The 24,478-nt window shown below is 68.8% G+C and carries 19 protein-coding genes; 10 read left to right on the top strand and 9 right to left on the bottom strand.

Features of this window, described 5'->3' with window-relative positions; translation table 11 throughout:
* Window positions 1–61 precede the first annotated feature (61 nt).
* From AC07XP_RS08695 to AC07XP_RS08655, 9 genes are all read left to right on the top strand, one after another.
* Entirely contained in the window at window positions 62–1,396 is a 1,335-nt protein-coding gene (locus AC07XP_RS08695) for an ABC transporter substrate-binding protein (RefSeq protein WP_495264382.1), read from the top strand.
* Window positions 1,393–2,148 carry an ABC transporter ATP-binding protein gene (locus AC07XP_RS08690; RefSeq protein WP_495264381.1) on the top strand — a complete coding sequence of 252 codons (756 nt, stop codon included), beginning with the start codon at window positions 1,393–1,395 and terminating at the stop codon, window positions 2,146–2,148. The genes AC07XP_RS08695 and AC07XP_RS08690 overlap by 4 nt, the downstream gene beginning before the upstream one ends.
* The gene (locus tag AC07XP_RS08685; RefSeq protein WP_495264380.1) at window positions 2,135–2,833 is read left to right on the top strand and encodes an ABC transporter ATP-binding protein; all 699 of its coding nucleotides are present in this window, start codon (window positions 2,135–2,137) and stop codon (window positions 2,831–2,833) included. Before AC07XP_RS08690 ends, AC07XP_RS08685 begins: the two co-directional genes overlap by 14 nt.
* 13 nt (window positions 2,834–2,846) lie before the next feature.
* Window positions 2,847–3,713, top strand: a complete 867-nt coding sequence (locus AC07XP_RS08680) for a branched-chain amino acid ABC transporter permease (protein ID WP_062477701.1) — start codon at window positions 2,847–2,849, stop codon at window positions 3,711–3,713.
* A gap of 10 nt (window positions 3,714–3,723) precedes the next feature.
* Window positions 3,724–4,755, top strand: a complete 1,032-nt coding sequence (locus AC07XP_RS08675; RefSeq protein ID WP_495264379.1) for a branched-chain amino acid ABC transporter permease — start codon at window positions 3,724–3,726, stop codon at window positions 4,753–4,755.
* Entirely contained in the window at window positions 4,752–5,864 is a 1,113-nt protein-coding gene (locus AC07XP_RS08670) for a class II histone deacetylase (RefSeq protein ID WP_495264378.1), read from the top strand. The genes AC07XP_RS08675 and AC07XP_RS08670 overlap by 4 nt, the downstream gene beginning before the upstream one ends.
* Window positions 5,865–5,927: 63 nt before the next feature.
* Complete coding sequence (locus AC07XP_RS08665) at window positions 5,928–6,551, top strand: CHAP domain-containing protein (RefSeq protein ID WP_495264377.1); 624 nt, start codon at window positions 5,928–5,930, stop codon at window positions 6,549–6,551.
* Between the two features lie 20 nt (window positions 6,552–6,571).
* Entirely contained in the window at window positions 6,572–7,339 is a 768-nt protein-coding gene (locus AC07XP_RS08660; protein ID WP_062477710.1) for a class II glutamine amidotransferase, read from the top strand.
* A gap of 115 nt (window positions 7,340–7,454) precedes the next feature.
* Entirely contained in the window at window positions 7,455–9,671 is a 2,217-nt protein-coding gene (locus tag AC07XP_RS08655; RefSeq protein ID WP_495264376.1) for a TonB-dependent receptor, read from the top strand.
* A 4-nt stretch (window positions 9,672–9,675) separates the two neighbouring features.
* Here the strand turns inward: AC07XP_RS08655 and gshB are convergent, their stop codons facing one another.
* From gshB to AC07XP_RS08610, 9 genes are all read right to left on the bottom strand, one after another.
* Window positions 9,676–10,629 carry a glutathione synthase gene (gene gshB, locus AC07XP_RS08650; RefSeq protein ID WP_495264375.1) on the bottom strand — a complete coding sequence of 318 codons (954 nt, stop codon included), beginning with the start codon at window positions 10,627–10,629 and terminating at the stop codon, window positions 9,676–9,678.
* Window positions 10,629–11,912, bottom strand: coding sequence for a benzoate/H(+) symporter BenE family transporter (locus AC07XP_RS08645; RefSeq protein ID WP_495264374.1), 1,284 nt, complete (start codon window positions 11,910–11,912; stop codon window positions 10,629–10,631). Before AC07XP_RS08645 ends, gshB begins: the two co-directional genes overlap by 1 nt.
* Window positions 11,913–11,953: 41 nt before the next feature.
* Entirely contained in the window at window positions 11,954–13,822 is a 1,869-nt protein-coding gene (locus tag AC07XP_RS08640) for a potassium transporter Kup (RefSeq protein WP_062477721.1), read from the bottom strand.
* 156 nt (window positions 13,823–13,978) lie between these two features.
* The gene (gene gshA, locus AC07XP_RS08635; protein WP_062477724.1) at window positions 13,979–15,295 is read right to left on the bottom strand and encodes a glutamate--cysteine ligase; all 1,317 of its coding nucleotides are present in this window, start codon (window positions 15,293–15,295) and stop codon (window positions 13,979–13,981) included.
* A gap of 184 nt (window positions 15,296–15,479) precedes the next feature.
* Window positions 15,480–16,772 (bottom strand): glutamate-5-semialdehyde dehydrogenase, encoded by a 1,293-nt coding sequence (locus AC07XP_RS08630; protein WP_495264373.1) that lies wholly within the window; start codon window positions 16,770–16,772, stop codon window positions 15,480–15,482.
* A 73-nt stretch (window positions 16,773–16,845) separates the two neighbouring features.
* Entirely contained in the window at window positions 16,846–17,916 is a 1,071-nt protein-coding gene (gene holA, locus AC07XP_RS08625) for a DNA polymerase III subunit delta (RefSeq protein ID WP_062477727.1), read from the bottom strand.
* Between the two features lie 23 nt (window positions 17,917–17,939).
* Window positions 17,940–18,461, bottom strand: a complete 522-nt coding sequence (locus AC07XP_RS08620) for an LPS-assembly lipoprotein LptE (protein WP_062477729.1) — start codon at window positions 18,459–18,461, stop codon at window positions 17,940–17,942.
* Between the two features lie 35 nt (window positions 18,462–18,496).
* Window positions 18,497–21,127 (bottom strand): leucine--tRNA ligase, encoded by a 2,631-nt coding sequence (gene leuS / locus AC07XP_RS08615; RefSeq protein ID WP_369644976.1) that lies wholly within the window; start codon window positions 21,125–21,127, stop codon window positions 18,497–18,499.
* Between the two features lie 86 nt (window positions 21,128–21,213).
* Window positions 21,214–22,689, bottom strand: coding sequence for an FAD-dependent oxidoreductase (locus tag AC07XP_RS08610; protein ID WP_495264372.1), 1,476 nt, complete (start codon window positions 22,687–22,689; stop codon window positions 21,214–21,216).
* A 130-nt stretch (window positions 22,690–22,819) separates the two neighbouring features.
* Here AC07XP_RS08610 and AC07XP_RS08605 point away from each other — a divergent pair, with 130 nt between their 5' ends.
* Complete coding sequence (locus tag AC07XP_RS08605) at window positions 22,820–24,478, top strand: alpha-amylase family glycosyl hydrolase (protein ID WP_495264371.1); 1,659 nt, start codon at window positions 22,820–22,822, stop codon at window positions 24,476–24,478.

Raw genomic sequence — 24,478 nt, 5'->3', positions numbered from 1 at the left:
CGGCGGCGCGCAGAGAGAGGATGCGGACCTGTCCATCCTTCATCCGCCAAGGAGAACCTCCATGTCCGCCGACACGCCCGCCGCTCTCTCCTCCGACCTCTTCCGTGCAGCCTCCGGCGCCCTCACGCGCCGCCAACTCGTCATCGGCGGCGGCGCGGCCGCGCTGGCCGGCGTGCCTGCGCTGGCGCATGCGCAATCGAAGACGATCAAGATCGGCTACCTCACCACGCTGTCGGGCGTTCGCGCCAACTTCGGCGAGGCCGACCCCTGGAGCCTGGAGCGCGTGCGCGCCACGCTGAAAGACGGCCTCACCATCGGCGGCACGACCTACAAGGTGGAGATCGTGGTGCGCGACACGCAGTCCGACGCCAACCGTGGCGCCACCATGTCCAGCGAGCTGCTGCTGCGCGAGAAGGTCGACCTGCTGCTGGTGCAGGACAGCGACGCCGCACTGGCCGCCGGCCAGCTGTGCGACGTCAACGGCGTGCCGATGGTGTCGACCATGGGGCCGTGGCAGGCCATCACCTTCGGGCGCGGCTCCACGCCGCAAAAAGGTTTTCCGTTCTCGTTCCATTTCTTCTGGGGCGCCGACGACGTGCTGAAGAACTTCTTCGGCATGTGGGAGCCGCTGAAGGTGGAACGCACGCTGGGCACGCTGTACATCGACAACGGCCCGGGCCACGCCTTCGCCGATCCGGCCACGGGCATCCCGGGCGGCGCGAAGCAGCGCGGCTACAAGGAGACCAACGGCGGCTTCTTCAAGATCGCGACCGACGACTTCAGCAACCAAGTGTCGAGCTTCAAGGCGGCGCGCGCGAACATCGTCTCGGGCTTTGCCTACGCCAACCACTTCGCCACCTTCTGGAAGCAGGCGCAGCAGGCGGGCTACCGGCCCGAGGTGGTGACGATGGCCGCGTCGTTCCTGTTCCCGAGCGCGGTGGAGTCGCTGGGCGCGGCGGGCAACGGCATGTCGACCGAGGTCTGGTGGACGCCGAACTTCCCGTTCAAGTCCTCGCTCACGGGCCAGAGCGCCAAGGCGCTCGCGGCCGACTGGGAGGCCACCACCGGCAAGCAGTGGACGCAGCCCATCGGCTACGGCCACGCGCTGTTCGAGGTCGGCATTGCCGCGCTGAAGAACGCCACGAACCCGAAGGACAAGAAGGCCGTGCGCGACGCGCTGGCCAACCTGCAGCTCGATTCGGTGGTGGGGCGCATCGACTTCAAGGGCAGCCCGATCAAGAGCGTGGCCGTCACGCCGATAGTGGCGGGCCAGTGGCGCAAGACCAAGGCGGGCAGCAAGTTCCCGTACGAGCTGATCATCACGCACAACAGCACCGCCAAGCAGATTCCGGTGGAAGACGAGCTCAAGCTGCTGTCGCAGCTGAAGGCTGCATGAGCGATTGCCTCGTCATCGACGGCCTGTGCAAGCGCTACGGCGAGATCGTCGTGGCCGATCAGGTGGCGCTCTCGCTGGCACGCGGCGAGTGCCTGGGCGTGGTCGGGCCGAACGGCGCGGGCAAGAGCTCGCTGTTCAACCTGATCACCGGCGTGGCCGTGCCCGATGCCGGCAGCATCCGCCTCGAAGGCCGCGAACTGGTCGGGCTGCGCGCCGACGCGCGGGCGCGGCTGGGCGTGGCGCGCGCCTTCCAGATTCCGCAGCCCTTCGCGCACCTGAGTGCCTACGAGAACGCACTGGCCGCCGCCACGTTCGCCGCGCGGCTGCCGCGCGCGCAGGCCGCGCGCCAGGCCTGGGCCGTGCTGGAACGCACCGGGCTGGCCGACCGCGCCGACGTGCCGGCCGGCCGCCTGCCGCTGCTGGACCGCAAGCGGCTCGAGCTGGCCAAGGGCCTGGCGGCGCGGCCGCACCTGCTGCTGCTCGACGAGATCGCCGGCGGCCTCACCGAAGCCGAGGTGCAGGTGCTGGTGGCGCTGGTGCTCGAGCTGAAGCAGGACGTGGCGATGATCTGGATCGAGCACATCGCGCAGGCGCTGATGGCCGTGGCCGACCGCATCATGGTGCTGAACTTCGGCCGCAAGCTGCTGGAAGACACACCCGCCGCCGCCATGGCCAGCCGCGAGGTGCGCGAGGTCTACATGGGCGTGGGCGACGAAGACAGCTTGCAGGAGAGCACCCATGCCGCTGCTTGAAGTGCGCGAGCTGTGCAGCCACTACGGCGACCTGCAGGCGCTGTTCGACCTGTCGCTCGACGTGGCGGAAGGCGAAGCGACCGCGCTCATCGGCGCCAACGGCGCGGGCAAGTCGACGCTGATCCGCGCCATTGCCGGGCTGGGCGCACGCAGCCGCGGCGCCATCCGCTTCGACGGCCAGGCCATCGAGGCCGAACCGGCCGAGCGCATCGCGCGCCGCGGCATCGCGCTGGTGCCCGAGGGGCGGATGCTGTTCCCTTCGCTCACCGTGGAAGAAAACCTGCGCATGGGCGCGCTGTGCGGCCGCACGGGCCACTGGACGCTGCCCACCGTGTACGCGCTGTTCCCGATCCTGCAGGAGTTCCGCCATCGGCCGGCCACGCAGCTGTCGGGCGGGCAGCAGCAGATGGTGAGCATCGGCCGCGCGCTCATGGCCAACCCGCGCCTGATGCTGTGCGACGAAATCTCGCTGGGCCTGGCGCCCGTGGTCATCGAGCAGATCTACCGCGCCTTCGGCGACATCCGCGCGCAAGGCACGGCGCTGCTGGTGGTGGAGCAGGACGTGACGCGCGCCTGCCGCATCGCGCAGCGCGTGTACTGCCTGCTCAAGGGGCGCGTCACGCTGGCGGGCCGCGCGAGCGACTTCAGCGCCGCGCAGATCGCCAACGCCTACTTCGGACACTGAACACCTCCCCACCATGGCCTGGCTCGAAACCCTCATCAACGGCGTGCTGCTCGGCGGCCTCTACGCGCTCTTCGGCCTCGGGCTGGCGCTGGTCTTCGGCGTGATGCGCATGGTCAACCTCGCGCATGGCGAGTTCGTGGTGCTGGCGGCGTACTTCGCGGTCTTTCTGGCCACGCAGTTTCCCGGCGTGTCGCCGCTCTTCTTCATCGCACCGGTGGCACTGGCGGCCTTCGGCATGGGCTACCTGCTGCAGCGGCTGCTGCTGAACCGCGCGGTGGCCACCGACGATCCGCTCACGCCGGTGCTGGTCACCTTCGGCATCGCGGTGGTGCTGCGCAACCTGATGGTCGAGCTGTTCGGCGCCGACCCGCGCGCGCTCGACGGCGGCGCGCTGGCCACGGCGGGCTTCGAGATCGGCGGGCTGCGCATCGGCTGGTACCCGGTGCTGGTGCTGGTGCTCGCGGTGCTGGCCTTCGGCGCGCTGCAGTGGCTGCTGCAGCACTCGCGCTTCGGGCTGGTGGTGCGCGCCACGTCGGACCACCGCGAGATCGTGCGCACGATGGGCGTGCGCCCGCGCCATGTGTATGCGGTGGTGATGGGGCTGTCGCTGGCCTTCGCGTCGGTGGCGGGGCTGCTGCTGGCGCTGCGCACCTCGTTCACGCCCTTCTCGGGCGTGGAGCGGCTGCTGGGCGCGTTCGAGGTCGTGATCATCGGCGGCCTGGGCTCGTTCCGCTGGGCGCTGGTCGGCGGCATCGCGCTGGGCGTGGCGCAACTCGTGGGCCAGCGGCTCGATTCCAACGCGGGCGCGCTGTACGCCCACCTGCTGTTCTTCGCGGTCCTGATGGTGCGCCCCAATGGCATCGCTGGCGCACGTACCTGAGATGACTTCGATGCGTCCTCCGTCTCTTGTCCCCTGGCTCGGTTTCGCCGCCGCGGCCCTTGCCATCGCCTTCGCGCCCACCGTGGCCGACGGCGGCCTGCTGCGCCTGCTCAGCGAGGTGCTGATCACGCTGGCCATGGCCCAGATGTGGAACCTGCTGGCCGGCTACACCGGGCTGGTGTCGATGGGCCACCAGGCCTTTGCCGGCATCGGCGCCTACCTGCTGTTCGTGGCCTCCGACCGGCTGGGCATCTCGCCCTACTGGATGGTGCCCGTGGCAGGCCTGGGCGGCGCGCTGCTGGCCGCCGTGGTGGCGCCGCTGATGTTCCGCCTGCGCGATGCCTACTTCTCGATCGGCATGTGGGTGCTGGCCGAGATCGTGCGCCTGCTGGTCGCCAAGTTCCCGCTGTTCGGCGGCGAGTCGGGCGTGCCGCTGCAGGCGGTGCGGCTGGTGGAGGCAGAGAGCTTCCAGCAGAACGCGTTCTGGATCTCGGGCGCCATCGGCCTCGCAGCAGTGGCCGGCGTGTACCTGCTGATGCGCTCGCCCTTCGGCCTGGGCCTGATGGCGGTGCGCGACAACGAACTGGCCGCCACCAGCATCGGCGTGAACGTGTGGCGCAACCGCTTCATCGCCTTCGTGCTGTCGGGGCTGGGCTTCGGGCTGGCCGGCGGGGCGCACTTCATGGGCACGATGTTCGTCTCGCCCGACTCGGCCTTCGACATCAACTGGGTGGTGACGGCGATGTTCATCGTGATCATCGGCGGCATCGGCACCATCGAGGGGCCGCTGATCGGCACCGTCATCTACTTCGGGCTGCGCGAGCTGTTCAACACCTGGTTCGCGATGTCAGGCGGCTGGTACCTGATCGCGATGGGCTGCATCGCCATCGCTGTCATGCTGCTGGCACCGCGCGGCCTGTGGGGGCTGGCGCGCGAGCGCTGGGGCTGGCGCGGCCTGAGCGTGCAGCGCCATCCACCACCGCGCGACGAAGCCTCGCTGCCCGCACCTCTTCCTCCCTCCACACAAGGACGCACCGCATGAAGACCACCGCCTTCTTTCACGACGAACGCACCTTCTGGCACGTGCCCGGCGGGCTGCATGCCCTGTTCCTGCCGGTGGGCGGCTGGGTGCAGCCCATGGCCGGCAGCGGCATGGCCGAGTCGCCCGATTCCAAGCGCCGCATCAAGTCGCTGATGGACGTGTCGGGCCTGAGCGCCCAGCTCGACGTGCTGAGCGCGCCGATGGCCAGCGAAGAAGACCTGCAGCGCGTGCACCCCGCCGGCTACCTGCAGAAGTTCAAGGCCGCCAGCGACGCCGGCGGCGGCGACCTGGGCGAGGTCGCGCCCTTCGGCCCGGGCAGCTACGAGATCGCGAAGCTCTCGACTGGCCTGGCCATTGCCGCGATGGACAGCGTGCTGCAGGGCCGCCACCGCAACGCCTTCGCGCTCACGCGCCCGCCGGGCCACCACTGCCTGCGCGAGCACAGCATGGGTTTCTGCCTGTTCAACAACATCGCGGTGGCCATCGAGACCATGAAGGCGCGCCACGGCCTGCGCCGCGTGGCCGTGATCGACTGGGACGTGCATCACGGCAACGGCACGCAGGAAATCTTCTACGACCGCCCCGACGTGCTCACGCTGTCGCTGCACCAGGAGAACTGCTTCCCGCCCGGCTACAGCGGCGCCGAAGACCGCGGCACGGGTGCGGGGCTGGGCTTCAACGTGAACATTCCGCTGCAGCCCGGCGGCGGGCACGCGGCCTACATGCACGCCTTCGAGCGCATCGTGACGCCGGTGATCGACCGCTACCGGCCCGAGCTGATCGTGGTGGCGAGCGGGCTGGACGCCAACGGCGTCGATCCGCTGGCGCGCATGCAGCTGCACCCCGAGTCGTTCCGCCAGATGATGCGGCAGGTCAACGCGTTGGCCGCCAAGCATTGCGACGGGCGCGTGGTGGTGGTGCACGAAGGCGGCTACTCGGAAGCCTGCGTGCCCTTCTGCGGACTGGCGGTGGTGGAAGAACTGTCGGGTCACCGCACCGAGGTGGAAGACCCGTTCAGCGACTTCTTCGGGCTGCAGCAGCCGTCGGCGCGCTTCGATGCGTTCCAGCGTGAATTGATGGGCGAGATGGCGGCGTTGCACGGGCTCTGAGGCGGCGGCATGGACTAAGCTCGTCGCTGCCGGCCCGTGGCCGCGCGTCCTGCTTCACCGTCCATGCCCCGCTTCATCAACCGCCGCACCGTCGTCGTTCTCTCTGCCCTCGTCCTCGTCGCCCTGCTCGGCCTGTGGGGCGCGAGTCGCTTCAACGTCAACCCGGCGCATGCGCCCGGCGAGGTGATCGACCAGTTCGAGGGCGTGCCGGTGTACTACAACGGCGCCATCAACCACGTCGACGGGCGCAGCGTGGCGCCCGACGGCTACAACATCGGCCTGCGCTGGCAGTGCGTGGAGTTCGTCAAGCGCTACTACTACGAGCGGCACCAGCACCGCATGCCCGAGGCGCGCGGCCATGCCAAGGCCTTCTTCGACGCGGCCGTGGCGGACGGCGCGCTGAACACGGCGCGCAACCTGGTGCAGCACCGCAACGGCGGCGCGGTGGCGCCTGCCGTGGGCGACATCGTGGTGTTCGCGCCGTGGCTCTTCAATCCCTACGGCCATGTGGCGATCGTGTCGCGCGTGGACGCCGACGCGGTCGAGATCGTGCAGCAGAACCCCGGGCCCTTCGGCACCTCGCGCGAGCGCCTGCCGCTGGTACTCGCTGAAGGCCGCACGCACCTGGGCACCGAACGCGTGCTCGGGTGGCTGCGGCTGCCCGCCCCCTCCTCCTCCAAATCCTGAATCGCGGTCTAATCACAGCCATGTGCCAATTGCTAGGGATGAACTGCAACACGCCGACCGACGTGACCTTCAGCTTCACGGGGTTCGCGCAGCGCGGTGGCCGCACCGACCACCATGCCGACGGCTGGGGCATCGCGTTCTTCGAGGACCGCGGGCTGCGCCACTTCGTCGACCACCAGCCGGCCTGCGAGTCGCCGGTGGCCGAGCTGATCCGGCGCTACCCGATTCAAAGCCGCAACGTCATCGCGCACATCCGCAAGGCGACGCAGGGCGAGGTCAACCTGCAGAACTGCCACCCCTTCGTGCGCGAGCTATGGGGCCGCTACTGGGTGTTCGCCCACAACGGCGACCTGAAGGACTTCCGCCCGCGCCTGCACGGCAACTTCCACCCGGTGGGCAACACCGACAGCGAACACGCCTTCTGCTGGATCATGCAGGAGCTGGCCAAGTCGCACGCGGGCGTGCCCAGCGTCGAGGAGCTCACGCTCACGCTGCGCGAACTGGCACCGCAGCTGGCGGCGCACGGCACCTTCAACTTCATGCTGTCGAACGGGCAGGCGCTGTGGGCGCATGCCTCCACCAACCTCTGGTACGTGGAGCGCCGCCACCCCTTCGTGACGGCGCAGCTCTCGGACGAAGACCTGGAGATCGACTTCGCCCAGCACACCACGCCCACCGACCGCGTGGCCGTGGTGGTGACGGCGCCGCTCACCACCAACGAGACCTGGACGCCCTTCGCCTCGGGCGAGCTGCATGTGTTCGTGGACGGCCAACGGATGCCACGCTGAGGCCTGACATTCAACCTTTTGGCTGACACTTTTTTGCAACAGCGCAAGAAAGTATCGATGAGTGAGTGCAAACAATGAACAATAACTGTTCTCATTTGCATCCGGTCGATCTTTCATGCCCGCTCCCCATTTCTTTCTCCGCCCGACCGTCGCCGCCTCGCTGCTGGCCCTTCACGCCCTGACGGCACTGGCGCAGACGCCGCCCGCCGAACCGGCGGCCCCCGCCAGCGGCACGCTGAGCACCGTCACCGTCGAAGCCAGCGCCGACGCCTCGGCCGAAGGCCTCACCAAGCCCTTCGCGGGCGGGCAGGTGGCGCGCGGCGGGCGCGTGGGCATCCTGGGCAACCAGGACATGATGGATTCGCCCTTCTCCAGCACCAGCTACACGCACGAGCTGATCCAGAACCAGCAGGCCAAAAGCGTGGCCGACGTGCTGCAGAACGACCCGTCGGTGCGCGTGGCGCGCGGCTTCGGCAACTTCCAGGAGTCGTACTTCATTCGCGGCTTCGTGGTGAATTCGGACGACATCGCCTACAACGGCCTGTACGGCCTGCTGCCGCGTCAGTACATCTCGTCGGAGCTGTTCGAGCGCGTCGAGGTGCTGCGCGGCGCGAGCGCCTTCCTGAACGGTGCCACGCCCACGGGCGGCGGCATCGGCGGCAACATCAACCTGCTGCCCAAGCGCGCGCCGAACGACCCGCTGACGCAGGTCACGCTCGGCACGGCCAGCGGCTCGCAGAGCTATGTGTCGACCGACATCGCGCGCCGCTTCGGGCCCGACCAGAGCCTGGGCGTGCGCCTGAACGCGGCCCACCGCGACGGCGGCACCGGCGTGAACGCCGAGCAGGTCAAGCTCGACGTGGCCTCGGTCGGCTTCGACTGGCGCAGCCGCAACGCGCGCATCTCGGCGGACCTCGGCCACCAGGAGCACCGGCTCACGCGCACGCGCCCGAACGTGACGCTCGGCGCCGGCGTGACGCGCGTGCCGTCCGCGCCCGACAACCAGCTGAACTACGCGCAGCCCTGGACCTACTCCAACGAGCGCGACACCTTCGGCTCGCTGCGCGGCGAGTACGACCTCACCGACAGCGTCACGGCCTGGATCGCCGGCGGCGCGCGCAAGAGCCACGAGGGCAATTCGCTCGCCGGCCTCACGGTGACGAACAACCTCGGCATGGGCAACATGTCGCGCTTCGAGAACCAGCGCCAGGACAGCACCCGCACGGCCGAGGCCGGCGTGCGCGGCAAGTTCACGACCGGCCCGGTGAACCACACGGTGGTGGCCTCGTACTCGTACTACCAGCTCAAGGAGAAGAACGCCTACAAATGGGACTTCTTCAACCCCCTGAAAACCAACCTGTACGCGCCCATCGGCTACCCGATCCCGGCCTACACGGCGAGCGCGTTCCGCGGCAACGACATGGACAACCCCGCGCTGCTGACGCAGACGCGCCTGAGCAGCCTGGCGATCGGCGACACGCTGTCCTTCCTGGACGACCGCGCGCAGCTCACGCTCGGCGTGCGGCGCCAGAAGCTGGAAAGCACCGACTTCGCCTACGACACCGGCAAGCCCACCGCGTACGAGAAGAGCCGCACCAGCCCGATGGCCGGCTTCGTGTTCAAGCTGCAGCCGCAGGTGTCGCTGTATGCGAACTACATCGAGGGCCTGAGCAAGGGCGACACCGCGCCCACGGTGTCGACCGCCGGCGCCGTGCGCAACGCGGGCACGCAGCTGTCGCCCTATGTGTCCAAGCAGAAAGAGATCGGCATCAAGTTCGACGGCGGCCGCATCGGCGGCGGCCTGGCCTTCTTCACGACCGACAAGCCGCGCGCCCTCGTCAACAGCGCCGGCTACTACGTGGCCGAAGGCCGCGACCGCCACCAGGGCCTGGAGCTGACCGCCTTCGGCGAAGCGGCCAAGGGCGTGCGCCTGATGGGCGGCATCACCTTCCTGGACGCCAAGCAGCGCGCCACGGGCGACGCCACGACCGACGGCCGCCGCGTCATCGGCATCGCGAAGACGCAGGGCACCCTCGGCGTGGAATGGGACGTGCCGGGCGTGCGCGGCCTGTCGCTGGACGGCCGCGTGGTGGCCACGGGCCCGAGCTACGCCGACGCCGCCAACACGCTGCGCGTGCCCGGCTGGACGCGCTTCGATGTCGGCGCGCGCTACCTCACCGAGGTGGCCGGCAAGCTGGTGACGCTGCGTGCGCGCATCGACAACCTGACCAACCGCAACTACTGGGCCTCGGTGGGCGGCTATCCGAACAACGGCTACCTGGTGCTGGGTGCGCCGCGCACCTTCACGCTGTCGGCGTCGGTCGACTTCTGATCATTCAGGCCGCGGCCAGGTGCGCCTCGAGCGCATCGATGAACATCTTCGGCACGTCGAAGCCGGTCTGCTCGGTGATCTCCTGAAAGCAGGTCGGGCTGGTCACGTTGATCTCGGTGACCGAGTCGCCGATCACGTCGAGCCCGATCAGGAGCAGCCCGCGCGGCGCCAGCACCTTGCCGATGGCTTCGGCGATCTCGCGGTTGCGCGCCGTGAGCGGCTGGGCCACGCCCTTGCCGCCAGCCGCGAGGTTGCCGCGCACCTCGGTGCCCTGCGGAATGCGCGCCAGCACGAAGGGCGCCGGCTCGCCCGCGATGATCAGGATGCGCTTGTCGCCCTGCGTCACCTCGGGCACGAAGCGCTGAACCATGATGGTTTCGGCGCCGTCCTTGTTGAGCGTCTCGACGATGGAGCCGAGGTTCAGCGCATCCTGCTTGACGCGGAAGATGCCCATGCCGCCCATGCCGTCGAGCGGCTTGAGGATGATGTCGCCGTGCTCGGCATGGAAGTCGCGCACGGCCTGCGCGCTGCGCGTGACCAGCGTGGGCGTGACGAACTGCGGAAACTCCATGATCGCGAGCTTCTCGGGATGGTCGCGCAGCGCGCGCGGCGAGTTGACCACCTTCGCGCCCTCGCGCTCGGCCTGCTGCAGCAGGTGCGTCGAGTAGATGTACTCGGCATCGAAGGGCGGGTCCTTGCGCATCAGCACGGCGTCGAAGTCTTTCAGCGCCTTCGATTCGACGATGTCGACGCGGTACCAGTCCTTCGGGTCACCCGTCAGCGTGATCTGCTGCACCACGGCCGAGACGCGCCCGCCGGAGGTCCACTGGATGTCCTGCGGCAAGCAGGCCGCGATGCGGTGGCCGCGGCGCTGGGCCTCGCGCATCATCGAGAAGGTCGTGTCCTTGTAGATCTTGAAGTGATCGAGCGGGTCGGCGACGAAGAGGATGTTTTTCATCAGGCGTTCTTTCCGGCGCCGGGAGCGGCGGCTGTGGAGGGGGTTTCTGGCGGCATGTTGCCGGAAGCGGCGATGTCCTTGCCGGCCGGGGCTTTTTCAATGGGCAGCTGCACCCGTGCGCGGCCGACCTGCTGCACCGCCAGCGCCACCGCGCCGGCCACCACGCCCCAGAAAGCGGAGCCGATGCCGGCCAGCGTCACGCCCGAGAGCGTGACCAGGAAGGTGATGAGCGCGGCCTCGCGGTGCGCCTCGTCGCGCACCGCCGCCGCCAGCCCGCCGCCGATGGTGCCCAGCAGCGCCAGCCCGGCAATGGCCGCGACCAGCTCTTTGGGAAAGGCCGTGAGCAGGCCCGTGACGGCCGCACCGAACAGGCCGATCACCACGTAGATGGCGCCGCAGCTCACGGCCGCCGTGTAGCGCCGCGCCGGGTCTTCGTGCGCCTCGCGGCCCATGCACATGGCGGCCGTGATGGCGCTCAGGTTGAGCGCGAAGGCACCAAAGGGCGCGAGCACCAGCGTGGCAAGGCCGCTGATCGTGATGAGCTTGCTGACCGGCAGGTCGCTGTAGCCGCTGGCGCGGATCGCCGCCACGCCGGGCAGGTTCTGCGAGGCCATGGTCACGACGAACAGCGGCAGCGCCAGGCTCACGATGGCCTGCCAGGTGAAGACCGGCACCGTGAACACCGGCCAGGTGAGCGAGAAGTGCACGGAGGACCACGCCAGCTCGCCGCGCGCGGCCGTGAAGGCGATGGCCACCAGCAGCGTGAGCGGCACCGCGTAGCGCGGCAGCAGGCGCTTGCCCACGAGGTAGGTGGCGAGCATCAGCAGCACCAGCGGCAGCGCGGTCTGCGCCGCCGTGAAGGCCGAGATGCCGAAGCGCGCGAGCACGCCGGCCAGCAGCGCCGAGGCGATGGCCATCGGGATCTTGTTCATCACGCGCTCGAACCAGCCCGTGGCGCCCGCGAGCACGATCAGCACCGCGCAGACGATGAAGGCGCCCACCGCCTCGCCCATGCCGTAGCCCGCGCCGGCCACGGCCAGCACGGCCGCGCCGGGCGTGCTCCAGGCAATCATGACGGGCTTGCGCCACCACAGCGAGGGCAGCGCCGAGGCCAGCCCCATGCCGATGCCCAGCGCCCACATCCACGAAGCCGCCATTTCAGGCGTGGCGCCGAAGGCCTGGGCGGCCTGGAACACGATGGCCACCGAACTCGTGAAACCCACGAGCACGGCGACGAAGCCCGCGGTGAAGGCCGAAAGGCTCAGGTCCTTGAAGAATCGCATGCCGCGATTCTGCCGGGGCGCGCGGCCTGGCGCTGCGCGCCTCAGATCTCGATCTTCGAACCCAACTCGACCACGGCGTTGTTGGGCAGCCCGAGGAAGGCCGCCGCGCCGCTCGCGTTGTGGTGCATCTGCGCGAACAGCTTCTCGCGCCACGGCGCCATGCCGCTGCCCAGCGTGGGGATCACGACGTCGCGCGAGAGGAAGTAGCTGGTCGTCATCGGCTCGAGCTGGCAGCCGCGCATGCGCGCGTTGTCGAGCGCGCGCGGCAGGTCGATGTCGTTCTTGAAGCCGTAGTGCACGATGACCTGCCAGCAGTGGTTGCCCAGCGCCTCGATCTCGATGCGCTTGTCCATCGGAATCCAGGGCACCTCGTGGTTGCGCACGGTGACGAACATGTTCTGCTCGTGCAGCACCTTGTTGTGCTTCAGGTTGTGCAGCAGCGCGTTGGGCACCACGCCCGGTTCGGCCGTGAGGAACACGGCCGTGCCGTCCACGCGCGCGGGCGGGCTCATGAACACCGAGCCGAGGAACGACTTCAGGTCGATCGCGTCGGCATGCTGCGCCTCGCCCATGAGGCGGCGGCCTTCCTTCCAGGTGACCATCAGCGTGAACACGGCGCCGCCGATCAGGAGCGGGAACCAGCCGCCTTCGAACAGCTTGAGCAGGTTCGAGGCGAAGAACAGGAAGTCGACCACGAAGAAGATCGCGGTCGAGGCGATGCACAGCGCCAGCGGCAGCTTCCACGCGTAGCGGATCACGAAGAAGGTGAGGATCGTGGTGATCAGCATGTCAGTGGTCACGGCAATGCCGTAGGCCGCGGCCAGGCTGCTCGAGGTGCGGAACATCACGACCGCCATCACGATGGCCACGAACAGGCCCCAGTTGACCAGCGGAATGTAGATCTGCCCCGCCGTGCGCACGCTGGTGTGCTCGATGTTCAGGCGCGGCAGGTAGCCCAGCTGGATCACCTGGCGCGTGACGCTGAAGGCGCCGGTGATGAGCGCCTGCGAGGCGATCACCGTCGAGAGCGTGGCCAACAGCACCAGCGGAATCAGCGCCCATTCAGGCGCCATCATGAAGAACGGGTTCTTCACGGCCTCGGGGTTCTCCAGGAGCAGCGCGCCCTGGCCCAGGTAGTTGAGCGTGAGCGCCGGCATGACGACCGAGAACCACGCGATGCGGATCGGCTTCTTGCCGAAGTGGCCCAGGTCGGCGTACAGCGCCTCGGCGCCGGTCACGCACAGCACCATGGCGCCCAGCAGGATGAAGCTGGTGCCCGGGTTGTCCCAGATGAACTTCAGCGCGTACCAGGGGCTCAGCGCCTTGATGATCTCGGGGTGGTGCGCGATCTGCCACACGCCCAGCACGGCGATGGCTGCGAACCACGCCAGCGTGACGGGGCCGAAGAACTTGCCGATGCCCGCCGTGCCGCGCTTTTGCACCGCGAACAGGCAGAACAGCACGACCAGCGTGATCGGGATCACGTAGTGCTTGAAGTGCGGCGACACCACCTCCAGGCCCTCGACCGCCGAGAGCACCGAGATGGCCGGCGTGATCACGCCGTCGCCATAGAAGAGCGAGGTGCCGAAGATGCCGACGATCAGCAGCAGCTGGCGCAGCCTCGGTTTGTCGGCCACGGCCTGGGAGGCCAGCGCGAGCATCGCGACCAGGCCGCCCTCGCCTTCGTTGTCGGCGCGCAGCACGAGCACGACGTACTTGATCGACACGATGACCGTGAGGGTCCAGAAGAACATCGACAGGATGCCGTAGACGTTCTCCACGGTGAACGGCACATGGCCGTGACCGAAGACTTCCTTGACCGCATAGAGAACGCTGGTGCCGATGTCGCCGTAGACGACGCCGATGGCGCCGACGATGAGGCCGGCAGAGATGTTTTTGGGGGCTGACACGGGGGTCGATGGGAAAAGGTTGGCTCGCAATGATCGACGCGTCAGTCACGCCGGGGTGCCGCGGCCGCGCCGCGCATCCCTCCGCCCTTTTGGTTCCGTTGCTGTGGGGCCGCTATTTTGCCGTTGCCCGCTGACGCCGCAACCCGCCCCCGCCGCTCATTCGTAGATTTCGGCGTCCGGGTCGGTCGCTTCCATCTCGTAACTGGCCGCGACCATGGCCAAACGGCCCACCACGCCATACATGTAAAAACGGTTGGGGGCGCTGGCGCCGGGCTTGGCGCCCGGCTGCGGCAGTTGCGCGCTTTCCGAGAAGGCCAGCGGCACGTAGCTGGCGCCCGGCTGCTTGAGGTTCTCGTCGGCGGCGCGCTCGGCGTGCACACGGTAGAAGCCGCCCACCACGTAGCGGTCCATCATGTAGACGACCGGCTCGGCCACGCCGTTGTGCACGCGCTCGTTGGTCAGCACGCCTTCCTGCACGATCAGCTCGGTGGGCTCGCGCAGGTCGCGCCCGGCGCTGGTCTTGGCGGGCGACGAGGTGGCGGTGCGCGACTTGCCGATCAGCGCCTCGACCTCCTTGGCGTCGCGCACGGTCACGACGCCGGGGCTGCCGCTGCCGCTGTGGCCGCCCTTGACGACCACGAAGGGCTTCTCGTTGATGCCGTATTCCTTGTACTTGCGGCGCACCTTGGTGAGCACCGCGTCGACATGGCTGGTGAGCACGTCGATGCCGCGGCCCTCGGCCACGTCGACGCCTTCGGCGCGCGCGTAGATCGGGTTGATCAGCCAGGGATCGATGCCCAGCAGCTTGCCGAAGCGCTTGCACAGCTCTTCGTAGCTGTGCAGGTGGTTGCTCTTGCGGCGCACCGACCAGCCCGCGTGCAGCGGCGGCAGCAGGTACTGCTCGTGCAGGTCTTCGAGGATGCCCGGCGTTCCTGCAGAAAGCTCGTTGTTGAGCAGAATTGTGCAGGGATCGAAGTTTTTCAGGCCCAGGCGGCGCTTGGAACGCACCACCGGTTCGAGCGTCACGGTCTCGCCGTTGGGCAGCTCGATCTTCTTGGGCGACTTGATGGCCGGGTCGATCGAGCCGATGCGCACATTGAGGCCCGCCATGTGGAAGATGCGCACCAGTTGCGCGACGTTGGCGAGATAAAAGGTGTTTTTCGAGTGGTTTTCAGGAATGACGAGCAGGTTGCGCGCCTCCGGACAGATCTTCTCGATGGCCGCCTGCGCGGCCTGCACCGCCAGCGGCAGCATTTCCTTGGTGAGGTTGTTCCAGCCGCCCGGGAACAGGTTGGTGTCGACCGGGGCGAGCTTGAAGCCCGCGTTGCGGATGTCGACGGCGCTGTAGAACGGCGGCGTGTGCTCCATCCACTCGAGGCGGAACCAGCGCTCGATGGCGGGCATCGAGTCGAGCACCCGCTGCTCCAGTTCGTTGATCGGGCCGGTCAGGGCAGTGACGAGATGCGGAACCATGCAGCGGCCTTGTTGGTTTTGTGCTTAAAGGTGGAGTGGAATTGTAGGATTTGGGGATGGCGCGCCCGATGACAAGCAGTCAAAGAGAACAAAGCACCCCAATCCACAACACACGTTGCAAGAACACCGCGGCACGGGCCTCGCCGCGCCGCCGGCCCGATGGCCCCGGCCCTTCGGACCCCGATTAACCGCGGACTTCGCCCTGCCCCAGCACCACGTACTTGAGCGAGGTCAGGCCTTCGATGCCGACCGGGCCGCGCGCGTGGAACTTGTCGGTGCTGATGCCGATTTCGGCGCCCAGCCCGTACTCGAAACCGTCCGCGAAGCGCGTGCTCGCATTCACCATCACGCTGGCCGAATCGACCTCGCGCAGGAAGCGCTGGGCGTTGATGTGGTCGCGCGTGACGATGGCGTCGGTGTGGTGGCTCGAGTAGCGGTTGATGTGCGCAATGGCCTCGTCCAGCCCCGCCACCACCTTGACGCTGATGACGGCGGCCAGGTACTCCTCGGACCAGTCGGACTCGACCGCATCGATCACCTTCGCCTGCGGATGGTGCGCCTCGCTGGCGCGCAGGATCGCGGCGGCGGCCGGGTCGCAGCGCATCTCGACGCCCTTGGCGGCGAAGATGGCGGCGATCTCGGGCAGGAAGTGGTCGGCCACCGAGGCCGCCACCAGCAGGCCTTCGGCGGCGTTGCAGGGGCTGTACTTCTGGGTCTTGGCGTTGTCGACGATGCGCAGCGCCATGTCGAACTCGGCCGTGTCGTCCACGTAGACGTGGCAGTTGCCGTCCAGGTGCTTGATGACGGGCACCTTGGCGTCGCGGCTGATGCGTTCGATCAGGCCCTTGCCGCCGCGCGGAATGATCACGTCGACGAACTCGGGCATGGCAATGAGCTGGCCCACGGCCTCGCGGTCGGTGGTCTGCACCAGCTGCACCGCATCGACCGGCAGGCCGGCTTCGGCCAGCGCCTCGGACACCAGGAGCGCCAGCGCCTTGTTGGAGTCGATGGCTTCCGAGCCGCCGCGCAGGATGGCGGCGTTGCCCGACTTGATCGCCAGGCTCGCGGCCTCGATGGTCACGTTGGGGCGGCTCTCGTAGATCATGCCGAAGACGCCGATCGGCACGCGCATCTGGCCCACGCGGATGCCGCTGGGCTGCTGCTTCATGCCGATGATCTCGCCGATCACGTCGGCCATGCCGGCCAGCTGCTCGCAGCCCTCGGCCACGGTCTCCAGGACCTTGGGCGTGAGCTTGAGCCGGTCGACCATCGGGGCCGAGAGGCCGGCGGCCGTGGCGCGCTCTAGGTCCTTTTGATTGGCGACGGCCAGCGCGGGGCCGGCATCGCGCAGGCGCCGGGCCAGCGCTTTCAGTGCTCTGTTTTTGGTAGCTGCATCCGCACGGGCCATGAGGAATGCAGCGGCTTTGGCTTGCAGACCGAGGGTCTGCATGTGCTCGCTGACGTTGAACGCGTTCATGGCGCGCATTTTCCCACGCGGACCTTCGGCCCGGCTGACGCGGGCCTTTTGATGGCGATCGACGGCGGGAGCGTCAGGCCCGGCGCGGCGCCGCGGCCGTGCTGCAGGCGCGGCACAGCATCAGCGCCAGCCGCTGCAGCGCCTGCCAGCCGCTGGCGGGCCAGTCGGGCTGCTTCAGGCCCTTGCAGATGCCGTCGACCAGGTGGGCCGCGCGCAGCAGCCGGGTCAGCATGCGGTCGTCCAGGCGCGGCAGCACGCGCTCGAAGGCGCGCTCGCGCGGGCCCCAGATGCGGTTCTCGCGCAGCGCCATCGGCAGCGGACGGCCGGCGGCCATGGCGTCCTTCACGCGCTTGAGGGCGCGGATGTCCTCGGCGATCGTGTAGTGCACCAGCACCTCGGCCTCGCCCTCGGCCTGCAGGCCGTCGAGCATGCGCGCCACGCGCTGCGGATTGCCGGCCAGCACGGCCTCGGAGAGCTTGAACACGTCGTAGCGCGCCACGTTGTTGACGGCGCCCTCGACCTGCTCCCAGCTCAGCTCGCCCGCCGGGTGCAGCAGCGCGAGCTTCTGGATTTCCTGGTGCGCGGCGAGCAGGTTGCCTTCGACACGGTCGGCAAAGAACTGCAGCGTGCGCTGGCCTTCGTCGCCGGGCATCACGCGCTGGTTCTGCAGCCCCAGACGCTGGGCGATCCATTGCGGCAGCGCGGCGCGCTCGATCGGGTCGACCTGGATGCTCACGCCGTTGTTCTCCAGCGCCGAGAACCACGCGCCGGTGCGCGTGGCCTTGTCCAGGCGCGGCAGCATCACCAGCGTGAGCGTGCTGTCGTTGCCGGGCGCGCCCTCGGCCAGCTGCTGCAGGGCGACGCTGCCGTCCTTGCCGGGCTTGCCCGAAGGAATGCGGATCTCGACGATCTGCTTGTCGGCGAACAGCGAGAGCGAGCCCCCGGCCGCCAGCACCGCGCTCCAGTCGAAGTGCGCGCCGGCCACGGTGTACGAGCTGCGCTCGGTGTGGCCCTGGGCGCGCGCGGCGGCGCGGATGGCATCGGCCGCCTCCTGCGCGAGCAGCGGCTCGTCGCCGTGGATCGTGTAAAGCGGCTTCAGGCCCTTTTGCAGGTGGGCGCCGAGCTGGGCACTGGCAAGTTGCATTGAAAAAAGAACGGAAACGACGCTTACAGGGACTGCACCGCCGCCAGCCGGCGCATCAGCTGCTGCGCGATGTCGGCCTGCATGTCGCGGAACAGCAGGTCGGCCTCGCCTTCCTTGGCCAGCGCGTTGGTTTCGTTGAAGCTCAGGTCGCGCGTCTGCGAGACCTCGGACGCCGGCAGCAATTCCTTGCCGCCCGGCGTGCGCAGGCTGAAGCGCACGCGCAGGCGCAGCTGCAGCTCGCGCAGCAGGCCGGCGGAGTTGGTCGAGATCACGAAGCGATCGCGGTCCTCGCCCAGCACCACGAGCACGGCGTCGGCGGTGCTGGCCTCTTCCTTGGGCACCAGCGTCACGTTGCCGGCCGCGCGCAGCTCGCGCCGCAGCTGGTTGATGAGCGCCGTATTGCCTTCGAGCGACAGCGTCTTGAACGCGAAGTTCGGCGCCTTGCGCAGCGCGAAGCCGCAGCCGGACAGGGCCAGCGAAGCGCCTGCCACGCCGAGGCCCAGGAGAAAGCCGCGGCGCGGCTGCGAGGCATTGCGAATGTTCATGCGTCTGTCGTTTCCGTCGTTCTGCAGTGTCGGGTTCAGATGACCACGTTGACCAGGCGCCCGGGCACCACGATCACGCGCTTGGCCGGCGCGCCTTCGGCGAAGTTGACGAAGTCGTCGCAGGCGAGCGCCAGCCGCTCGATCTCGTCCTTCGAAGCACCGGCGGGCACCAGCAGCTTGCCGCGCAGCTTGCCGTTGACCTGCAGCATGAGCTCGACCTCGTCCTGCGCCAGCGCGGCCACGTCGACCACGGGCCAGGGGGCGTCGAGCAGGTCGCCCGATGCCTTGTCGTAGCCGAGCTGCTGCCACAGCTGGTGCGCGATGTGCGGCGTGGCCGGGTACAGGCAGCGCAGCAGGATGCCGAAGCCCTCGCGCGCGGCGGCCGCGTCGCCCGCGCTGCCGTCGGGCTTGAAGCCTTCGAGCGCGTTGAGCAGCTTCATCGCGCCCGACACCACCGTGTTGTATTGCATGCGCTGGTAGTCGTAGTCGATCTGGCGCAGCACGGTGTGCACCTCGCGGCGCAGCGCCTGGGCGGGCTTGCCGAAGCTCTGGCCGGCGAGCGCCACCGGCGCCACGTCGGCCTGGGCCACGCCGTAGTTCCACACGCGGCGCAGGAAGCGGTAGCTGCCTTCGACGGCCGCGTCGTTCCACTCGAGCGTGGCTTCGGGCGGCGCGGTGAACATGGTGTACAGGCGCGCGGTGTCGGCGCCGTACTTCTCGATCAGGTCCTGCGGGTCGACGCCGTTGCGTTCGCTCTTGCCCATCTTGCCCACGCCGCCGTACTCGACCTTGGTGCCGTCGGCCAGCGTGCCGCCGGTGATGCGGCCCTGTGCGTCGAGCACCGCCGTGACTTCGAGCGGCGGGAAGTAATCCTTGCCGCCCTTCTCGTTGCGCTTGTAGAAGATGTGGTTGAGCACCATGCCCTGCGTGAGCAGCTTGGCGAAGGGCTCGTCGGCCTTCACCAGGCCCAGGTCGCGCATGACCTTGGTCCAGAAGCGCGCGTACAGCAGGTGAAGAATCGCGTGCTCGATGCCGCCGATGTACTGGTCCATCGGCATCCAGTAGTCGGCGCCCTCGGCGACCATGGCCTTGTCGTTGGTCGGGTCGCAGTAGCGCATGAAGTACCACGACGAATCGACGAAGGTGTCCATCGTGTCGGTCTCGCGCCGCGCGGCCTTGCCGCACACCGGGCACACCACGCCGGCGTGGAAGCCTTCGTGCTTGGCCAGCGGGTTGCCCGAGCCGTCGGGCACGCAGTCGGTCGGCAGCACCACGGGCAGGTCCTTTTCGGGGACCGGTACCGCGCCGTGCTCTTCGCAATGGATGATCGGGATCGGCGTGCCCCAGTAGCGCTGGCGGCTCACGCCCCAGTCGCGCAGGCGCCACGTGGTCTGCAGCTCGCCCAGGTCCTTCTGGCCCAGCGCATGCGCCACGGCGGCCACGGCCTCCTTGTAGGTCATGCCGCTGAAGTTGTCAGAGTTGATGGTCACGCCGCGCTGCTTGTCGCCGTACCAGTCCTGCCACTTGTGATAGTCGAAGTGCGGCTCGTCGTCGACCAGCACGACCTGGATGATCTCGATGCCGTACTTGTTGGCGAAGGCGAAGTCGCGCTCGTCGTGCGCGGGCACGCCCATCACGGCGCCGTCGCCGTAGCCGATCAGCACGTAGTTGCCCACCCAGACCGGCACCTGCTCCTCGGTGATCGGGTGCTTGACGGTCAGGCCCGTGGGCACGCCCTTCTTCTCCTGCGTGGCCAGCTCGGCTTCGGTCGTGCCGCCACCCTTGCATTCTTCGATGAAGGCCGCGACCTTCGGGTCGAGCGTGGCGGCGTGCGCGGCGAGCGGATGCTCGGGCGCGACGGCGCAGAAGGTAACGCCCATGATGGTGTCGGCACGCGTGGTGAACACGTACATGCGGCCGTCCTGGATGAGCTTGCCGCTCGCGTCCCGGATGTCATGCGTGAACGCGAAGCGCAGGCCTTCGCTCTTGCCGATCCAGTTTTCCTGCATCAGCTTGACGCGCTCGGGCCAGCCCGGCAGCTTGTGCTGGGTGTGCTCGAGCAGCTCTTCGGCGTAGTCGCTGATCTTCAGGTAGTAGCCCGGAATCTCGCGGCGCTCGACCGTGGCGCCGGTGCGCCAGCCCTTGCCGTCGATCACCTGCTCGTTGGCCAGCACGGTCTGGTCGACCGGGTCCCAGTTCACGACCTGGGTCTTGCGGTAGGCGATGCCCTTTTCGAGCATCTTCAGGAACAGCCACTGGTTCCACTTGTAGTAGCTCGGATCGCAGGTGGCGATCTCGCGGCTCCAGTCGATCGCCAGGCCCATGGCCTGGAGCTGGCCCTTCATGTAGGCGATGTTCTCGTAGGTCCACTTGGCCGGCGGCACACCGTTCTTCAGCGCCGCGTTCTCGGCCGGCAGGCCGAAGGCGTCCCAGCCCATGGGCATCAGCACGTTGTAGCCGCTCATGCGCAGGTAGCGCGTGAGCATGTCGTTGATCGTGTAGTTGCGCACGTGGCCCATGTGCAGCTTGCCGCTCGGGTACGGCAGCATCGAGCAGGCGTAGTACTTCTTGCGGCTCGCGTCCTCGGTGACACGGTAGACATCGGCGGCGCGCCATTGCGCCTGGGCAGCGGACTCGACGTCGCTGGGTTTGTAGCTGGGGTTCATGACATCTCGGCAGGGCCCGGCTCGACGGCGGCCGGGAAGGCGGATTATCGCGCCGTGCGTGATCGTCCCCGGGCCCCATGCCGGAATCAGGCCCTTTCCTGCGGCGGCGGGGCGGGCGTCCACTCGTCGCCGAACAGTTCCGGCTCGCTGTAGGCCTCCAGATTCGCCCAGTGGTGGGCCGCGTCTTCCCGGTAGAACAGGCTGGCAAGCCCCGCCGCCAGGCGCCGCGCGCCGTCGCTGATGGCCGGGATGTCGCCCGACACCGTGCCGTGCGACAGCGCCGCCGGATAGCAGAAGCAGTGGATGCGGTCCAGCCCCGGGCAGGCACCCGGCGCGTTTTCCTGGAATTCGAAGGCCGGCCCGAGGTCGGGCGAATCGGCCAGCTCGCGGTCTTCGTCGCCGGGCGCGGGCGTGAAACGGTCTTTCCAGGTACGAATGTGCGCGGAAACGCCCGCGAATTCGGGGCGGGCGGCCCAGTCGACCTGGAAACCGGTCGACACGATCAGGAAGTCGAACTCGAAGTCGCCCTTGGGCGTGGTGACGCGCAGCGCCTCGCCCTGCGGCGCCACCGACAGGATCGGGCAGCCGAAGTTGAAGAAAGCGTTGGCGTGCCCCGACACCCGCAGCGTGCTGCCGTGCGGCGGCGGCACGTTCAGCACGTTGATGTAGTGGCGGATGCGCCACTTCAGCGCGTCAGGCAGGTCGTAGTGCCCCTGCGTGAGCCCCGGCACGCCGGCGCCCTTGCCCTTGTTGACGCGCGGCAGGTCGGGCCGGCGGATCAGCAGCTCGACGCTGTGCGCGCCGGCCTCGAGCGCGGTGGCGGCGCTGTCCATGGCCGACGAGCCCGCGCCGACCACGCCCACGCGCAGGCCTTTCAGGCGGCCGTAGTCCATCTCGTCGGAGGAATGCGCCCATTTGGCACGCGGCAGGCCGTCGACAAAGGCGGGCACGGCCGGGCCGCCCAGGCCGTCGCGGCCGGTGGCCAGCACGACGCGGCGCGCCAGCACGCGGCGTTCGCCGTCCGGCGTGCGCAGGTCCAGGCGCACGGCGCTGGCGTCGGGCAGCGGTTGCAAGCCCGTCACAGCGGTGTCGTTGCGCACATCCACGCCCATCACGCGGCGGTACCAGACCAGGTAGTCCATCCACTGCAGGCGCGGGATCTTGTCCATCGCGGCCCAGGCCTCGGTGCCGAACTGGGCCTCGAACCAGGCGCGGAAGGTCAGCGAGGGCAGCCCCAGCGCCGGGCCCGTGAGCTCCTTGGGCGAGCGCAGGGTTTCCATGCGCGCCGTGGTGGCCCAGGGACCTTCGCGCCCGGCCGGCGCGCGGTCGAAGACCACCGCGCGGATGCCTTGTTGCGCCAGCGCGCCCGCCGCGGCCAGCCCGGCCTGGCCGCCGCCGATGATGGCCACGTCGAGCACGGGCTCGCCGTCGACCTGGCGCGGCGGTACCCAGGCGCGGGCGGGCCAGCCGAGGTAGTCGAGGTCCTGGGCGAGCCGGCGTTCGAGCGCGGCAAGGCCGATGGGTGGGGCAGAGGGGGAGAAAGCGGTGTCGTCGGTGGTCATCGGTCGGGTGTCGGGGCGGCAGCGCCCCGCCCTGCTGAATTTACCCACTTCCGCGCGGCGCCCACCCGCAACAGCGTACCGCTGGCCCGGATTTCGCATGCCACAATGAATTTCGACCACAGGGGCAGGCATGAGCGGCAGCAACGGCGAATGGTGGCGGGGCGCGGTGATCTACCAGATCTACCCGCGCAGCTTCATGGACAGCAACGGCGACGGCGTCGGCGACCTGCCCGGCATCACGTCGAAGCTCGACCATGTCGCCCGCCTGGGCGTCGACGCGGTCTGGGTCTCTCCCTTCTTCCGCTCCCCCATGAAGGATTTCGGCTACGACGTGGCCGACTACCGCGCGGTCGATCCGCTGTTCGGCACGCTGGCCGACTTCGACGCCATGCGCGCACGCATGCATGCGCTCGGACTGAAGCTCATCATCGACCAGGTGCTTTCGCACACGTCCGACCAGCACGCCTGGTTCGCCGAAAGCCGCAGCTCGCGCGACAACCCCAAGGCCGACTGGTACGTCTGGGCCGACCCCCAACCCGACGGCACGCCGCCCACCAACTGGCTCTCGGTCTTCGGCGGCTCGGCCTGGCAGTGGGACTCGCGCCGGCGGCAGTACTACCTGCACAGCTTCCTGGCCGAGCAGCCCGATCTCAACTTCCATTGCGCCGCCGTGCAGGACGCCCTGCTCGGCGAAGTGCGCTTCTGGTGCGAGCGCGGCGTGGACGGCTTCCGCTTCGACGCCTGCAACCACCAGTTCCACGACGCGCAGCTGCGCGACAACCCGCCGGCCACGGTCGAATCGATGGGCGAGGTCAGCACCGTGCGTGCCGACAACCCCTACGCGATGCAGCAGCACCTGTACGACAAGAGCCAGCCCGAGAACCTCGTGTTCCTCGAGCGCCTGCGCCAGCTGCTCGACGGTTACGGCGCGGTCGCGCTGGGCGAGGTCGGCGACGAGAACGCGCCGCCGGTCATGGCGCAGTACACCGAACTCGGCAAGCGCCTGCACCTGGCCTACAGCTTCAGCCTGCTCACCGCCGACCACAGCCCGAAGCACCTGCGCCACCAGGTCGAGTCGCTCGACGCCGCACTGGCCGTGACGAACGGCTGGGGCTGCTGGGCGGTGTCGAACCACGACGTGCCGCGCGTCGCCACGCGCTGGAGTGATGGCAAGGCGCCCGACACGCGCCGCGACCGGCTCTGGCTCGCGCTGCTGCTCGCGCTGCGCGGCAGCGCCAGCCTCTACCAGGGCGAAGAGCTCGGCCTGCCCGAAGCCGACGTGCCCTTCGAATTGCTGCAAGACCCCTACGGCCGCGCCTTCTGGCCCGAGTTCAAGGGCCGCGACGGCTGCCGCACGCCGATGCCCTGGACCGCCGATGCGCCCAACGCCGGCTTCAGCACCGGCACGCCCTGGCTGCCGGTGGACGGCGCGCACCTGCCGCTGGCCGTCGACCAGCAGGAAGCCGACCCCGGCTCGATGCTCGCCTTCAGCCGCGCGCTGCTGCACTGGCGGCGCACCCAGCCGCTGCTGCGCACGGGCGCGCTGGCGTTCGTCGACGCGCCCGCGCCGCTGCTGCACATCGTGCGCAGCGAGGGGGACGCGGTGCTGCATGCGATCTTCAATACAGGCATCGAACCTGTCTCGGTTACCTTGCCCGAGCCGCTGGTGCCGCTGGCCGGCCACCCGCTCGCGTCGACCGCAACGGTCACCGCCGATCCAAAGCCCCTGCTGACATTGGCGCCTTATGGCGTGTGCTTCGGCACACCTGCCGAAGCAGGAGGACGCTGA

The sequence above is a fragment of the Variovorax sp. GW531-E2 genome (assembly GCF_059423125.1).
This window is presented reverse-complemented; position numbering and strand designations above follow the sequence as displayed.

Coding starts and splice junctions, on each gene's coding strand:
- gshB (WP_495264375.1), bottom strand. CDS start 10,629: ATGAAAAACATCCTCTTCGTCGCCGACCCGCTCGATCACTTCAAGATC.
- gshA (WP_062477724.1), bottom strand. CDS start 15,295: ATGGTTCCGCATCTCGTCACTGCCCTGACCGGCCCGATCAACGAACTG.
- AC07XP_RS08620 (WP_062477729.1), bottom strand. CDS start 18,461: ATGAACATTCGCAATGCCTCGCAGCCGCGCCGCGGCTTTCTCCTGGGC.
- AC07XP_RS08630 (WP_495264373.1), bottom strand. CDS start 16,772: ATGAACGCGTTCAACGTCAGCGAGCACATGCAGACCCTCGGTCTGCAA.
- AC07XP_RS08690 (WP_495264381.1), top strand. CDS start 1,393: ATGAGCGATTGCCTCGTCATCGACGGCCTGTGCAAGCGCTACGGCGAG.
- AC07XP_RS08685 (WP_495264380.1), top strand. CDS start 2,135: ATGCCGCTGCTTGAAGTGCGCGAGCTGTGCAGCCACTACGGCGACCTG.
- AC07XP_RS08670 (WP_495264378.1), top strand. CDS start 4,752: ATGAAGACCACCGCCTTCTTTCACGACGAACGCACCTTCTGGCACGTG.
- AC07XP_RS08695 (WP_495264382.1), top strand. CDS start 62: ATGTCCGCCGACACGCCCGCCGCTCTCTCCTCCGACCTCTTCCGTGCA.
- AC07XP_RS08610 (WP_495264372.1), bottom strand. CDS start 22,689: ATGACCACCGACGACACCGCTTTCTCCCCCTCTGCCCCACCCATCGGC.
- AC07XP_RS08605 (WP_495264371.1), top strand. CDS start 22,820: ATGAGCGGCAGCAACGGCGAATGGTGGCGGGGCGCGGTGATCTACCAG.
- AC07XP_RS08645 (WP_495264374.1), bottom strand. CDS start 11,912: ATGCGATTCTTCAAGGACCTGAGCCTTTCGGCCTTCACCGCGGGCTTC.
- AC07XP_RS08665 (WP_495264377.1), top strand. CDS start 5,928: ATGCCCCGCTTCATCAACCGCCGCACCGTCGTCGTTCTCTCTGCCCTC.
- leuS (WP_369644976.1), bottom strand. CDS start 21,127: ATGAACCCCAGCTACAAACCCAGCGACGTCGAGTCCGCTGCCCAGGCG.
- AC07XP_RS08660 (WP_062477710.1), top strand. CDS start 6,572: ATGTGCCAATTGCTAGGGATGAACTGCAACACGCCGACCGACGTGACC.
- AC07XP_RS08675 (WP_495264379.1), top strand. CDS start 3,724: ATGCGTCCTCCGTCTCTTGTCCCCTGGCTCGGTTTCGCCGCCGCGGCC.
- holA (WP_062477727.1), bottom strand. CDS start 17,916: ATGCAACTTGCCAGTGCCCAGCTCGGCGCCCACCTGCAAAAGGGCCTG.
- AC07XP_RS08680 (WP_062477701.1), top strand. CDS start 2,847: ATGGCCTGGCTCGAAACCCTCATCAACGGCGTGCTGCTCGGCGGCCTC.
- AC07XP_RS08655 (WP_495264376.1), top strand. CDS start 7,455: ATGCCCGCTCCCCATTTCTTTCTCCGCCCGACCGTCGCCGCCTCGCTG.